Origin of the sequence: Levilactobacillus lindianensis (assembly GCF_003946095.1) — a bacterium.
Classification (GTDB): Bacteria; Bacillota; Bacilli; order Lactobacillales; family Lactobacillaceae; genus Levilactobacillus; species Levilactobacillus lindianensis.
In genome coordinates, this window is record NZ_RHOD01000014.1 from 1 (window position 1) to 14,861 (window position 14,861).

The window sequence follows — 14,861 nt, forward strand, 5'->3', positions numbered from 1 at the left end:
AGCAACTTTGTTAAAGAGTTGAATAATCGTCCACGCAAGGTCTTAGGCTGGAAAACTCCATCTGAAGTGTTCTATGGGAAAACGTTGCACTTGATTTGACAATTCGTCGACTGAACCGATAAACATCTTGCGCACCAAAGACCTCTTGATAATACGCAAGAGCCTCCTTAGCACTGGTAAATGAGAGACTGGGAATCAAACGAGATTGCATAAGCATTCATCCTTTCCTGTTGCGGACACGACTGTGGCTCAATTGTAACAATCTTCCCTCGCATGTGATAGTCCAATTTTTAGGCGTAAAAAAGCCACCCCCGCAGGGATGGCTTTTAAAAACTATTCTTCACCGATAAATGGCATTAAGCCCATGATCCGTGAACGCTTGATAGCGATAGTTAACTTCCGTTGGTTCTTGGCACTAGTGCCAGTAACCCGGCGAGGTAAGATCTTACCCCGTTCGGAGATAAACCGACGTAATAAGTCAGTATCTTTGTAATCAATGTATTCGATGTGGTTGGCTGCAATAAAGTCAACCTTACGACGGCGACGGCCGCCACGACGTTGTCCTGCCATGAGAAATTCCCTCCTCGTTTTTTAGTGTTTAGAACGGTAAATCATCATCGGAAATGTCAATTGAATCCCCGGTATTCGCAAATGGGTCGCTAGCATTGCTGCCGGCGTTCTGATTTGGCGTTGTCGGTTTTGGATTCTGATTTTGAGCTGGGGCACTCGAAGTTGGGTTCCCACTCGTAAATGGATTGGCATTTTGATTCTGATTCTGAGGAGCATTATTCACGGGTGCACCATAGTTTCCATTTCCACCATTGGCGTTCGCGTTACGATTGCTCGAACGTGGTTCCAAGAACGAAAAGTTCTCGACGACAACTTCAGTCACGTAAACTCGTTGACCCTGCTGGTTTTCGTAGTTCCGGGTTTGGATGCGGCCTTCAATGCCACAAAGAGACCCCTTGTGCATATAGTTCGCAAAATTTTCCGCGGATTTGCGCCAAATGACACAACTAACGAAATCAGCTTCCCGCTCACCTTGCTGGTTGGTGAACCGCCGATCAACGGCCAAAGTAAATGTGGCAACAGCAGCACCGCCTTGGGTATAACGTAACTCAACATCCCGTGTCAGTCGGCCAGTAAGTACTACTCGGTTGATCATTGCTGAATAACTCCTCTCAAATTTAAAAGTCTGTAGTTAAATTAATCTTCGCGCTTAACGATCATATGACGTAAGATACTGCCATTGATCTTAGCTAAACGGTCGAATTCGTTTAAGGCTTCGTCGTCAGAAGCATTTAACGTGATAATGTGGTAAATACCTTCGTTAAAGCCACCGATTTCGTAAGCAAAACGACGCTTGGACCAGTCTTTTGAACTGATCACTTCTGCACCGTTGTCCGTGACAACCTTGTCAAAGCGTTCAACCAAAGCGGTCTTTGCGCCATCGTCAAGATCTGGACGAATGATGTAGGTAATTTCGTATTTAGTAGTTTCCATGAATCATTACACCTCCTTATGGACTTCAGGCCCCCGCTACAATGCGGAAGCAAGGAGAGACACTAGCGTAAGCCAGATACTCACAAGCTAGTAGTATAGCATAAACAAAAATGTTAAGCAAATCGGGGCCGACCGATGGGTGTTGTTTACGTTACAAGGTTAATTCCGGATCTTAGGCGCCATTATTTTAAATTCCCCAACTTTTTTCTAATGTATTGAGCCGGCCTCACGGCCACTCTCAGCGTTATTAACTTCTCAGCTACTCACCAATCGAAATTCCCGTTAGCCTTCCATCAGCGGACATTATGGCTCTCTGAACGGGTCTGCCAGCCGAATCCACAAAAAAAGAACGACTCGCGCCGTTCTTCTAATTTAATTATTTAATTGGATCGTAGTTTGCTCGTGGACCCCCAACGTACTTTGGACGAGAACGTAAGGCCGTGACGTGAGCGCCACCCAATTCCTTCAATGAAGGCCGTACCGGAACCTGAACGAACTTGACGTGTTGGCCAATGGCCGTGTCCCCAATATCGAGACCTGCTTGGGCCACAACGTGTTCAACTTCAACGGGATCCTTGAACTGCTTGAAGGCAGCGATTGAAGCGGCCCCGCCGGCGTGTAAGGCTGGCACTACCGTCACAATCTCAAAGTGATTCTTTTCCGCAACTTCGCGTTCAACCACCAAGCTCCGGTTAATATGTTCACACCCTTGTACCGCCAAGTGAATGCCCAGTGGGCGTAACTTGGCGACTAAGGTCTTGATAATTGCCATCCCCACTGCAGGGTTGGAATCCTTACCAATGTGCCCACCAACGACTTCGCTGGTTGAGCATCCTAGAACAAACAAATCACCTTTACGTAAGTGAGCTGCATCCAAAACGTCAGAAACAATGACGTTCAGGTCAGCTTCAATTTTACTCGTATCTACTGCCATCAAATGTCACTCCTTAAACTAAATTAGGTTTGAATTTCACAAGACTTTCCACGATGGAAAGCGTTACGACCATCCCAAACCCGACTTGAACGATGTTACCAAAAATCGAGGCCAATCCGGCTGCCCAACCGAAAAGTAGGGCGGTCGCAAAGTAGTATCCAACTATCATAATAACGCTTCCAACTAATAAAGGAAAAATAGTTGTTTTAATTGTTTTGTGCTCGGGGGTGAGGAAACCCACGGCGGCGCCTTGCGCCCCATGGATCACCAGTGAGAACAGGCACCACTCGGGATGACCGGATAACAGGTCAATCAGAAAGCCACTGGTTCCCCCAACAACAGCTCCCATGGGGTTCCCAAAGAGAATCGCCGTAGCATAAATCCCCACTTCACAAAGCGTCACAAAGCCTTTGGTTGCTGGAACCGGGATGATGACCAATAACGACATAGCCACCGTCATCGCCGTCAGCACCGCGGTTAACGTCATCTGTTTAATTGGATCCTTTGCCTTTTTCATTTTGTTTCCTCCTGTCGGCTTGCCCCTTGCCAAACGCTCCCGAGCGTCGCACTGATCGCCACACCATGGGTAATGCCTAACCGAACGAACGTCTTAGCTGCGGCTACCGCGGCGGGTAATGATTGTCCGTTTGCCAATTCGGCAGTAATTGCCGCCGAAAAAGTACAACCGGCACCATCCGTGGTCTGACGGTCAATCTTCGGTCCCGTAAACCAGTAATCCTGATCCACGGCCCGGAGATAATCCAGTGCCACGTCACCCGCGAGGCGGCTCCCCCCTTTGATCACCACATTAGGGCAACCAAAGGCTTGAATCCGCAAGGCGGCTTCACGCATCTGATCGCGATTAGTGATGTCAGCGAGGCCACTCAGCTGGCGCGCTTCATCCAAGTTTGGCGTTGTTACGTAACCAAGAGGCAATAATTTATGGGTCATTGCGTCTATGTAAGTCGTGTGTAGCTGCGTCTCGCCCTCCTTGAAGACCAGGACGGGATCGACCACCAACTTGAGCTTAGTGGCTTGTAACTTGTCGCAGACCATCGTCAATGCCGCCTGACTACCCAAGAGCCCTGTTTTGGCAAAATGAACCGGCAGTTGACTCAAAATGGAATCCAACTGCTGACCGATGACGGTCGGTGGAATTTGGCTTAGATTCACTCCTTCGGGGGTGATGCTGGCCACGCTCGTCAGCGCGCTAAGACCAAACACATTTAGCTCCTCGAACGTCTTGAGATCGGCCTCGATACCGCCGCCTGCCAAGCTATCCGAACCAGCAATGGTTAAAACATTTTCCATGAGCGCTCCCTCCAACACTCTCTAGTATTGCCCCTCCACGACCAGATCACAACATCCAATTGGCTTGTTTTTAACCCAGCCAATTATTATACTGGAGGAAACCAATTGGAGGGATTACCCATGATTAACTGGTACGCGGATCTACCACCCATCAAGCCCAAGTACCGCGCCATTACCCAACTTATCAAACGCCTCATTGAAGAGGATAAACTCCTGCCGGGACAACGACTCCCGGCCGAACGAGAACTGGCCCAACTCCTAAAGGTCGACCGGTCCACGGTCACCCGGGCCTTCCTGGAGCTGACGGCTAACGGCCTCCTCATTAAAAAGACGGGGAGTGGAACCTACGTCTCTACCTTGCCGCAGATCGCCAGTCAAGCCGACAAGGTCAACTGGAATCTCTTCTTGGAAAATACGGAATCTCGCGGCGACCAAGCCTATCAACAGCGGCTCTTGCAGGCCAGGGCCTTAGACCACGGCACCCTAATCGACGGTGCCGCCAACGAGCTCCCCATGGGTCTCATCCCCGAGCTGGGAGCCTTACAGATGGATTGGCACGGTTTTCTCCTGGCGCAAAAGCAGGAACAGGATGCCGGCTATCAGCCCCTGATTCATACGATCGGGCAAATTCACACCGATAAGAAGCAATTTCATTTGGCTAACCAGACCCTGATCATCGCTGGTGGGGCTCAGCAATCCCTCCTATTGGTGCTCAGAAGTCTCCTGCAGGTGGGGGATGCCGTGGCCTTTGCCCGACCATCCTACTTCAACTCGAGCGCCATCTTCCAGGCCACGGGGATTCACACCTATCCCGTGCCCCTAACGCCAGACGGCTTGGATCTCGAGGCCCTCGAAAACGCCATCTTAAGGCACCGAATTAAACTCCTCATTATGAATCCTACCTTCCAAAACCCAACTGGGAGCATCCTGACCCTGGAACAGCGCCAGCGCATTCTAAAGTTATGCCAAAGTTACCAGATTCCCATCGTCGAGGATGATGTCTTTGGCTGGCTCGTCGCCAAGCAAGATGAGGTACCGACCTTCAAATCTCTGGCTCCGGAAAATGTCATCTACTTGAGCTCCCTCTCCAAACTCTTAGGGTCGAGCACCCGGATCGGCTGGATCGTGGCGCCCCAAGCCATCGGGCAACGTCTCCTACAGGTCCAAAAGAAACTCGACATCGTCCCAAGTATGTTGGCCCAGGTCATGGCTAATTTAGCCCTCAACAATGCCTCATTTGAACCTGAAATTTCTAAGCTGACCACCCAGTTATCCCATCGCCGTGATCAGGTCACCGCCATCTTCCGGAAGTATCGACCCGACTGGCGGTTCACGACCCCCAAAGGCGGTTTCTACCTGTGGGTCACGCAAGATGATCCCGATATCTTTAACCAGCTCCTGAATCAGAAGATCCTGGTCAAACCCGGCCCCATCTACGGCACCGACAAACGCTCTTTCCGGTTTAACTTCGCCAGCATCGACACTGAGAAGCAGCAGCAACTCCGCGATCGACTCAAAAATTAGACAAAAAAGAGGCTCACTGCCAAGTTGACAGTGAGCCTCTCGTCTATTCATTAGTCTTCAGAATGGTTCGTTGGTGCGGTGGAATCTGGTGTCGTTGGCGTATCGGCTGGCTTGTCGGGGTCTCCGGCAGGTGCATCCGTATCCTCAGAGTCCTCGTCTTCCTTAGCAACCTTGGCCATCGTCGCAACCTCAGAGTCATCACCCAAACGAATCAGGTGAACCCCTAAGGTCGCCCGACCAGTCTCGGAAACATCCGCGACGCTAAAGCGAATCATGACCCCTTTGTCGGTGATTAACATGATATCTTCATCACCATCAACGGTCGTCAATCCCGCTAGCGGCCCGTTCTTGGCGGTCACGTTAACGGTCTTAATTCCCTTACCGCCTCGACCCTTGATTGGGTACTCTTCGGCGGCCGTTTGTTTCCCATAACCCTTTTCGGAAATGACAAACACGTGGCTGTCAGGCTTCAACACGCTGGCACCGATGACGTAATCTTGGTCGCGGAGACGAATGCCCCGAACCCCGGTCGCCGATCGGCCCATCGACCGAACGTCCTTAGCCGCAAAACTAACGGCGTACCCAAGATGGGTTCCGATAATAATGTTGGCCGTGTCATCAATGATTGACACGTCGATCAGCTCGTCATTTTCCTTCAGGTTAATGGCCTTCAGACCATTGCTCCGAATGTTGGCAAACTCGTCGACTGGCGTGCGCTTAACCGTCCCCTGCACCGTGGTGAAGAACAAGTCGCGTTCCTCACTCTTCCCGGCACTCGAAACGTTAATGACCGCCTGAACGTGTTCATTGTTATTGATCCCCAACAGGTTAATAACGGGAATTCCCTTGGCCGTCCGACCATATTCAGGAATCTCGTACCCCTTCATCCGGTAAACTTTCCCGGTGTTAGTGAAGAACAACAACATGTCATGGGTCGAGGTGGCCACGAGGTGTTCGATGAAATCATCATCGTGCACGCCCATGCCTTGAACCCCTTTACCCCCACGGTTCTGCGCCTTGAATTCAGACGTTGGCAGTCGCTTGATGTAACCATTATGTGTGAGCGAAATGATCACATCTTCTTCGGCAATCAGGTCTTCATCTTCCAAGCTGAGAACTTCGCCGACCATTAATTCGGTCCGCCGATCGTCCCCAAACTTGTTTTGAATTTCCAACAATTCATCATAAATGATACTCTGTTGGCGTTCACGGGACGCCAAGATTTCCTTGTAGTCCTTGATGTTGGCCATGACGTCGTTGTATTCCTTTTCGACCTTCTCACGTTCCAGTCCGGTCAACCGAACCAACCGCATATCCAAAATGGCTTGCGATTGTTTGTTGGAGAGGCTGTAACGCGTCATCAATTCATTCTTCGCCACTTCGGCGGTCTGAGACTGTCGAATGATGGTGATGATGGCATCGATGTGATCCAGAGCGATCCGCAGCCCTTCCAGGATGTGGGCTCTGGCTTCGGCCTTCCGCAATTCAAAGGCAGTCCGCCGTTGAATAACTTCGAGCTGGAAGTCCAAGTAATACTGCAGGATAGCCTTTAGGCCTAAGACCTTAGGGGCACCCTTAACGATTGCCAACATGTTGATCCCAAATGACGTCTGCATCAACGTCATCTTGTAGAGATTATTTAAAATAACCTCGGCACTGGCGTCACGCCGGACGTCGATGACGATCCGCATCCCGGTTCGGTCGGTTTCATCGTTGACGTCGGTGATCCCTTCGATCCGCTTGTCACGGGCCAATTCGGCAATCCGTTCGATTAGCTTGGCCTTGTTGACCATGTATGGAATCTCCGTGGCCACAATGCGTTGCTTCCCGTTCTTCTCTTCTTCGATATCGACCTTGGCACGCAAGGTAATGGTGCCCTTCCCGGTCTCGTAAGCCCGGCGAATGGCTGCCTTGCCCATCACGATCCCACCGGTTGGGAAGTCAGGGCCAGGTAAGGCCTCCATCAACTCAGCCAGACTGGCATCAGGGTTCTTCATCAAGATGTGTAAGGCACTGATCACTTCCGTCAGATTATGTGGCGGAATGTTTGTGGCCATCCCCACGGCGATCCCGGAAGCCCCGTTAACCAACAGGTTAGGAAAGCGTGATGGGAGCACCACGGGTTCTCTTTCGGAACCATCATAGTTATCTTGAAAATCAATCGTATCTTTATTAATGTCGCGCAACATTTCCATCGCGATCTTACTCAATCGCGCTTCGGTATACCGCATGGCAGCGGCCCCGTCACCATCGACGGACCCGAAGTTCCCATGACCATCTACTAACATGTAGCGGTATGAGAAGTCTTGTGCCATTCGTACCATGGATTCGTACACGGCGGAGTCACCATGGGGATGGTACTTCCCCAAGACGTCCCCGACCATCCGGGCAGATTTCCGGAATGGCTTGTCGGGTGTAATCCCCAACTCATGCATATCATACAGAATCCGACGGTGAACCGGCTTTAAGCCGTCCCGCACGTCAGGTAAGGCCCGTTGGACAATCACACTCATCGCGTAATCCAAGAAGGATGTTCGCATGGTTTGTGAGAGATCAACGTCGGTAACCCGACCTATATAGTCTTGATCAGCCAAATCTTTACCCTCCGTTCTTCACTAAACATCCAACTCGGCGAAGGTCGCATTGTCCTCGATAAATTCGCGTCGAGGCGCCACCTTGTCTCCCATCAACATGCTGAACACTTGGTCAGCGTTGATGGCATCTTTGGCATCGACCCGTAAGAGCCGCCGGTTTTCGGGGTTCATGGTCGTTTCCCAGAGTTGTTCGGCATCCATTTCACCCAACCCTTTGTACCGTTGAATCTGCGGCTTCGGTGCGGGTGGTAATTGGCCTAATAATTCTTGTAATTCATCATCGGAATCCAGGTAGCGTTGCATCTTCCCTTGCCGCACGCGATAGAGTGGTGGGCAAGCGATATAGACGTACCCGGCATCCAACAATGGCCGCATATAGCGGTAAACCAGTGTCAGCAACAGCGTCCGAATATGGGCCCCGTCGACATCGGCATCGGTCATCAAAATTAATTTGTGGTAGTTGGCCTTGGCAACGTCAAAGTCGTCACCAAATCCAGTCCCCATGGCGGTAAACAGGGAGCGAATTTCTTCGTTCGCTAGAATCCGGTCCATTGAGGCCTTTTCCACGTTCAAAATCTTCCCCCGAATGGGTAAGATCGCCTGCGTCAACCGCGAACGCCCCTGCTTAGCAGACCCACCGGCGGAATCCCCTTCGACGATAAACAATTCGGAAATCGCAGGATCTTTAGACGTGTTGTCGGCCAGTTTCCCGGGAAGGTTGCTGATCTCCAGCCCACTCTTCTTTCGGGTAACTTCACGAGCTCGCTTAGCGGCAACCCGTGCCTTGGAAGCTAACGTCCCCTTATCCACCACTTTGCGGGCGATATCGGGATGTTCCATTAAGAACCGCATGAAGTGGTCGGCAAACGTGTGATCCACGGCCGTTCGGGCATCGGAGTTCCCCAATTTAGTCTTCGTTTGGCCTTCAAATTGAGGATCCGGGTGCTTGACGGAAACCACGGCCGTCAACCCTTCACGAACATCATCCCCGGTTAAGTTCGGTTCGTTGTCCTTCATCAACTTGTTGGTCCGCGCGTAGTCGTTGACCACTCGTGTTAAGGCCCGTTTGAACCCTTCTTCGTGGGTCCCACCTTCATAGGTGTGAATATTGTTGGTAAACGTCAACAGGTTATTGTGGTAGTCATCCGTGTATTGCAGGGCAACTTCCACCGTAATCCCGTTTTCGGCACCTTCCACATAGATTGGCGGTTCAAAAAGAGTCGTTTTGTTTTCGTTTAAATAGTCAACGTAGTGGCGAATCCCACCTTCATAATGGAAATCGTCTTCGGTTGGCTTCTCTGGCCGTTCGTCACGAATCGTAATCCGGAGACCTTTGTTCAAGAAGGCCAGTTCGCGAATCCGAGTGGTCAGCGTCTTAATGTCAAAGGTGGTCGTTTCTCTGAAGATATCTGGATCCGGCAGGAAGTGCACGATGGTCCCGTGTTTTTCCTTAGGCAGGCCCTCTTCAACCACAGTCATTGGTTTCACCACGTGACCCCGATCAAAGGTGATGGAATAACGCTTGCCTTCACGGATAACCTGGGCATCCAGTTCGGTGGACAGCGCGTTTACAACGGAAGCCCCCACCCCGTGGAGACCACCGGAAACCTTGTATCCGCCACCGCCGAATTTACCACCGGCATGCAGGATCGTAAAGACCGTTTCTAAGGCGGGCTTCCCCGTCTTCTTTTGGATGTCAACCGGGATTCCCCGACCATTATCGGTGACAGTCACACTGTTATCTTTGTTAACCGTCACGTGAATTTCGTCAGCAAAGCCTGCTAAGGCTTCGTCAATCCCGTTGTCCACGATTTCCCACACGAGGTGATGGAGACCTTGGGCACTCGTTGATCCAATATACATTCCGGGACGTTTACGTACCGCTTCCAAGCCCTCAAGAACTTGGATTTGGCTGGCATCATATTCTCTTGCCCGTTCCGCCTTGGTTTCGTGTTCTTTTTCAGCCACTGCTTAATCCTCCTTTGTTGCCGAATCGTCACTAGTGGGCGATTCATCCGCCACCACGGTCCCATCGGCCACGTGAAAAATGGTCGGGTCCTTAATCAACTGGCGGGTAATCCCGCTCAGACTGGTGGTCGTGATAAACGTCTGTACCTTATCTTGGATGGCCGTCAGCAGATGCGTCTGCCGGGCATCATCCAGTTCTGAAAGGACATCATCTAGAAGCAAGACCGGATACTCCCCGGTCTCCTCCTTCATGAGGTCAATTTCGGCCAACTTCACACTCAGTGCGGTCGTCCGTTGTTGCCCCTGGGATCCGAATGTCTGAACATTCTTATCGTTGACCCGGAAATGCAGGTCGTCACGATGGGGCCCCACCAGCGTCGTTCCCTGGTAAAGCTCCTTGTCCCGTTGCTTTTCATATAGCGCACTCAACGCGGCCTGGATGCTCTTGGCGTCGGTCAACGCCTCATCAGGCACCTGGGTCGCATAGTGAAACGTTAGCGTCTCGCGTTGCTGAGAGATCTCGGCGTGAATGACTTGCGCCCAGTGCTCCAGCTTATGTAACATCCGCAGCCGCTGAGCGATGATTTCCGCCCCGTATAGCGCCAATTGATCTGAAAGCACCGATAGGAACAGCAGATCACGCTTCTGTTTATGTTGCAGATCCTTCAGATAGCGATTTCGCTGCTTCAACAGCGTCCGATATTGACTTAAATTATACAAATAACGCGGATTCATCTGGCCAAACTCCATGTCCATAAAGCGCCGCCGAATACTCGGGGCGCCTTTGACAATCGCGAGATCTTCCGGGGCAAACAAAATCACATTGAGCTGGCCCACATATTGCGATAACCGAGCCTGCTCAAGGTGATTGACTTTAGCACGTTTGCCCTGGCGTGAGAACGTTAACTCCAGTGGCACCGTTCCCGCCGACTTCACGACGCGGCCACTGACTTTGGCCGTTTTGGCCTGCCAGTTCACCAAGTCATGATCGTTAGCTGTCCGGTGACTGCGCGTTAACGCAAGCACGTAGATGGCCTCTAATAGATTGGTCTTGCCCTGTGCATTTTCGCCGAGGAGGACGTTAATCCCCCGACCCAGCCGAATATCGGCCTCGGGATAATTCCGAAAATGCTGCAGCTGCAACTCTTGCAAATACATTATTCACCCTGCTTTGAGCGTATAAAAAATAATCCTGCCTCAGGTACTGCCACTGTATCGCCAGGATACAGCTTGCGGCCCCGCCGGTTATCCGGTTCGTCATTGATATTTACCGTATTTTCCCGTAAATACCATTTGGCTTGGCCACCAGTGCTGATGACGGATTCTTCTTTGAGTAACTGGCCTAAAGTAATGTAGGGCGTGTCAATGAAAACGTCTTTTTTCACAATTTCACCCCTTAATATTCTTCTCTTATATTATACCGCTTTTTAGGGAAAAGTACAGACGATCACCTTGATTTTTGCGTTCTGAGGCTATCTGGGGTGTTTTTGATATTTTTGGTAAAAAGACGGTAAATTTGCTCAGATTCGAAAATAGCGGTCTTTTAGCGAATTATTTGTTTTTTAGCCGTTTAGACGACCCACAACGGTGATCTGCGTTCTAAGTCCGGTTATTTGCGCACGCATTTTCTACAAAATGGCCTAAATTGCCCGTCATTTTCCCCCGTTTTCATAACCAGACCAGTGACCAGATTGCAAAAAAAGTGTTGCCCCAAGGGACAACACTTTGTGGTACTTAACTTTAGAACGTTCGAACCGGCGTAATCAGTTGAATAAAGTTGCTGGTATCTTCGGTTGGCACCAAGGTAAATGGCCGCAATGCGGAGGTAAAGGCCACGCGGATCGTGGTTTGACCAAACGATCTGAGGGCATCCTTCATGTAGTCGGGGTTAAAGGAAATCTCGAGATCTTCCCCCGTTAATTCCTTGGGATCCAAGGCTTCTTCAACATTCCCGACATCCGGCGAGTTACTGAAGATCGTGACGTGGTTTTCGGCTGGCGTCAAGGTCAGCTTAACCACGTTGTTCCGTGATTCGTGAGATAACAGCGAAGCCCGTTCGACGGCCGCCAATAATTCTGGCGCTTCGAATTCGACCGTTGTGGAGGCTTCCTTAGGAATCAACCGCGACGTATCGGGGTAATTGCCTTCCAGTAAACGCGAATAGAACGACGTGTCACCTAATAAGAAGAGAACTTGGTTTTCGGAGAACTGCATCTTGACGTTACTGTCATCATCACCGATCATCCGGGACAATTCGGTCAAACTCTTCCCCGGAATGATCACATCGAACGCCGCGTCGGTAGTTTCTGGCAATTCGATCTGCCGTTGTGACAGCCGATGACTATCCGTGGCCACAGCTAAGAATTGGTTATTGGCCAAGACGAAGTGCACCCCGGTTAAGATCGGCCGGCTTTCTTGATTAGACACGGCAATAACCGTTTGGCCAATCAATTCCTTGAAAACGGCACCGGAAAGCACAACGGAATCAGCTGCGTCGATTTCTGGTAAGTGTGGATAGTTGTTCGCGTCCTGCCCATTGATGTTGAAGGCCGCAGAACCAGAGGTGATTTCAGTTTGAAAACCCTCTTTAACCGTGAGCGTCATCGTTTGTTCTGGTAACCGCTTGACGATTTCACTGAAGAAGCGAGCCGTCAGAACAATGGCTCCTGGTTCGTCAATGGTTAAGCCAATATCAGGATCGTCCGCTCTAATCAGGGTTTCAATCGAGATATCAGCATTTGATCCAGTTAAAAGTAACCCAGCGTCACTGGCAACGATCTTGAGTCCCGTCAAAATGGGAATCGTCGTTTTGGAAGAAATAGCACGGGAAACGTTATTCAGTTCTTTTATGAAGGCTGCCCGGTTAATCGTAAATTTCATTAGTGATGACACTCCTTTACTTGATGCGTAATTTACTTAATTAAAAGAAAAAAGATAGAAGAAGTAGTAGCGCGGTGGGTAATGTGGATAACTTTGGGAAACTATGAGTAGTAGGCACTTTTCCACCTGTGGATAACTTGTGGAAAACTCGAGGAGTTATTCTTTTTTGTCCACACACGTTGTGGTGTTCTTTTTTAATCATACCGCAGTTGGGCCCAAAAAACCGCCTCGGACACCCCTACTCAGAGGTCCCCGGAGACGGCCAAGGACTAGCGCCGTAATTCTTCTTTTAAATCGTCAATATCTTTTTGCAGTTCAGGATCCGTCTTTAGTGCGTCTCCGATCTTATCGTAGGCGTGAATGACCGTGGTGTGGTCCTTACCGCCAAATTCATTCCCAATCCGTGGTAACGAGGCATCCGTTAGTTCACGCGAGAGGTACATGGCAATCTGGCGCGGCGTCACGATGGATTTCTTACGTTTCTTCCCCTTTAAATCCTTCATTGAAATGTGGAAGTAACTGGCTACCCGGTCTTGAATGACCGGAATGGTAATAGCATCGTTGGCATTTGCCAGGTTGAGACTCTTCAAAGCCTCGGCAGCCAGATCAGTCGTGATCGGCTTATGCGTCAGGTTATGATAGGCCTGAACGCGGGACAGCGCGCCCTCTAATTCTCGGACGTTGGAGTCGATCTGACCGGCGATATAGCTGAGCGTATCATCCGGGGCATCGATCTGATCGGCATCGACTTTATTACGGAGAATGGCGATCCGCGTTTCCAAGTCGGGCGGTGTGATATCGACGGACAACCCCCAGGCGAACCGAGAGACTAAGCGGTCTTGGAGCTTCGGAATCTCATTAGGTAATCGGTCGGAAGTCAAAACGATCTGGTGGCCGTCGTCATATAAGGAGTTAAAAGTATGGAAGAATTCTTCCTGGGTCGAATCCTTATTGGCAAAGAACTGGATATCGTCAACCATTAAGAGGTCGACGTCACGATACTCTTGGCGAAATTGTTCCTGTGTCCGCGTGCGAATTGAATTAATGAAGTCATTGGTGAAGGCTTCACTGGTGACGTACTTCACCTTAGTATCCGGGTGATCCTCCAACATCTTGTTCCCAATGGCGTGCATCAAGTGGGTCTTACCCAGACCGACACCCCCATAGAAGAAGAGTGGATTGTACATGACACCCGGTTCCTCAGAAACGACTAAGGCCGCTGCGTGGGCCATCTGGTTCCCTTTTCCAATCACGAAGGTATCGAATGTATAGCGTGGGTTCAACGCATTTTCCTTCATAAAAGTGGGCGTTGCGTCGGGAGCATCGGCAATACCGGTTTCCTCCGTGACCACGCCATTCCCCGTTTTACTGCGGGAGACCTCTGGTTGAAGTTCACTCTTGGTGACGAGAATAGGTTGAATATCTTCATGTGTGACCTGGTAGGCGTATTCGATGACTTGTTGATCGAGATGGCGCCGAGTCCAGTAGTCACGGTGTAGGGGTGAGAGAAGTTCCAACGTTAGTTTGTTACCGACGAGGGAAATTGGCTTAGCTGCTTCGATCCAGGTCGCATACGTTGCCGGATCAAGGTTTTGCTTGAGTAATTTTGTAATATCAGCCCACAAAGTTAACATATCTGGCACTGATGTAGCCCCCCTAAATTTAAGATTATGGTAATCGTGGGTTTGGACGGACGGTGCCCAAACGAAAACGTAAGTCCAGTGTAGCATGAAGAAAAAAAGTTTTCCACAGGGTATTGGACGCTGTGCATAATTGTTTCACAGGGAGTTAATAAAGTTATCCACAGATAGGGTGAAACTTGTGGATAATAAATGCTATTTTAAGTTGTCCACAGATGGATGTGGACTCCAGATGGCTTAAGAATAAGTGTTTCACAAGTTATCCACAGAAATAACAGGAATGCTTTTTTAAAAATAAACAGGCTGTGGATTGGTGGATAACCTGGTGGGAAAGCCCGGCATAACTTTTTCTGAATCTACAAGTTATCCACAGTCAAAGTGCATGAAACAAATTTATCCGGGGACAACTTTTTCTGGATATTTTCAACTAACGGTTTCATTCGTTCGAAATTTATGCTAATATGTTCAGGAAATGCATTTAGTATTTGTCTGGAATTACCCAGATGA

Annotated in this window: 13 protein-coding genes; 1 reads left to right on the plus strand and 12 read right to left on the minus strand. The window is 50.0% G+C overall.

What is annotated here, in order from left to right; translation table 11 throughout:
• Positions 1 to 333: 333 nt before the first annotated feature.
• The 6 genes from rpsR to thiD form a co-directional block, all read right to left on the minus strand.
• Positions 334 to 570: a 30S ribosomal protein S18 gene (gene rpsR, locus EKM70_RS06875; protein ID WP_057878211.1), complete on the minus strand. Its 237-nt coding sequence runs from the start codon at positions 568 to 570 to the stop codon at positions 334 to 336.
• Positions 571 to 598: 28 nt separating this feature from the next.
• Positions 599 to 1,165, minus strand: a complete 567-nt coding sequence (gene ssb, locus EKM70_RS06880; RefSeq protein WP_125546448.1) for a single-stranded DNA-binding protein — start codon at positions 1,163 to 1,165, stop codon at positions 599 to 601.
• A gap of 41 nt (positions 1,166 to 1,206) precedes the next feature.
• On the minus strand, positions 1,207 to 1,503 hold the full coding sequence (rpsF, locus tag EKM70_RS06885; protein WP_125546450.1) for a 30S ribosomal protein S6: 297 nt from the start codon (positions 1,501 to 1,503) through the stop codon (positions 1,207 to 1,209).
• A gap of 376 nt (positions 1,504 to 1,879) precedes the next feature.
• The gene (locus tag EKM70_RS06890) at positions 1,880 to 2,437 is read right to left on the minus strand and encodes a TIGR01440 family protein (protein ID WP_125546452.1); all 558 of its coding nucleotides are present in this window, start codon (positions 2,435 to 2,437) and stop codon (positions 1,880 to 1,882) included.
• 13 nt (positions 2,438 to 2,450) lie between these two features.
• Positions 2,451 to 2,954 (minus strand): ECF transporter S component, encoded by a 504-nt coding sequence (locus EKM70_RS06895; protein WP_125546454.1) that lies wholly within the window; start codon positions 2,952 to 2,954, stop codon positions 2,451 to 2,453.
• Complete coding sequence (thiD, locus tag EKM70_RS06900) at positions 2,951 to 3,748, minus strand: bifunctional hydroxymethylpyrimidine kinase/phosphomethylpyrimidine kinase (RefSeq protein ID WP_125546456.1); 798 nt, start codon at positions 3,746 to 3,748, stop codon at positions 2,951 to 2,953. Before thiD ends, EKM70_RS06895 begins: the two co-directional genes overlap by 4 nt.
• A gap of 120 nt (positions 3,749 to 3,868) precedes the next feature.
• Between thiD and EKM70_RS06905 the strand changes: the two genes are divergently transcribed.
• Positions 3,869 to 5,272 (plus strand): aminotransferase-like domain-containing protein, encoded by a 1,404-nt coding sequence (locus EKM70_RS06905; protein ID WP_125546458.1) that lies wholly within the window; start codon positions 3,869 to 3,871, stop codon positions 5,270 to 5,272.
• Between the two features lie 50 nt (positions 5,273 to 5,322).
• Here the strand turns inward: EKM70_RS06905 and gyrA are convergent, their stop codons facing one another.
• The 6 genes from gyrA to dnaA form a co-directional block, all read right to left on the minus strand.
• The gene (gene gyrA, locus EKM70_RS06910) at positions 5,323 to 7,812 is read right to left on the minus strand and encodes a DNA gyrase subunit A (RefSeq protein ID WP_404819862.1); all 2,490 of its coding nucleotides are present in this window, start codon (positions 7,810 to 7,812) and stop codon (positions 5,323 to 5,325) included.
• Positions 7,813 to 7,887: 75 nt separating this feature from the next.
• Positions 7,888 to 9,834 (minus strand): DNA topoisomerase (ATP-hydrolyzing) subunit B, encoded by a 1,947-nt coding sequence (gene gyrB / locus EKM70_RS06915; RefSeq protein ID WP_125546462.1) that lies wholly within the window; start codon positions 9,832 to 9,834, stop codon positions 7,888 to 7,890.
• A gap of 3 nt (positions 9,835 to 9,837) precedes the next feature.
• Positions 9,838 to 10,992, minus strand: coding sequence for a DNA replication/repair protein RecF (recF, locus tag EKM70_RS06920; protein ID WP_125546464.1), 1,155 nt, complete (start codon positions 10,990 to 10,992; stop codon positions 9,838 to 9,840).
• Positions 10,992 to 11,219 carry a S4 domain-containing protein YaaA gene (gene yaaA / locus EKM70_RS06925; RefSeq protein ID WP_057878221.1) on the minus strand — a complete coding sequence of 76 codons (228 nt, stop codon included), beginning with the start codon at positions 11,217 to 11,219 and terminating at the stop codon, positions 10,992 to 10,994. The genes recF and yaaA overlap by 1 nt, the downstream gene beginning before the upstream one ends.
• A 355-nt stretch (positions 11,220 to 11,574) precedes the next feature.
• Entirely contained in the window at positions 11,575 to 12,714 is a 1,140-nt protein-coding gene (gene dnaN, locus EKM70_RS06930; RefSeq protein ID WP_125546466.1) for a DNA polymerase III subunit beta, read from the minus strand.
• Between the two features lie 269 nt (positions 12,715 to 12,983).
• On the minus strand, positions 12,984 to 14,357 hold the full coding sequence (gene dnaA, locus EKM70_RS06935) for a chromosomal replication initiator protein DnaA (protein WP_125546468.1): 1,374 nt from the start codon (positions 14,355 to 14,357) through the stop codon (positions 12,984 to 12,986).
• Positions 14,358 to 14,861: the final 504 nt, after the last annotated feature.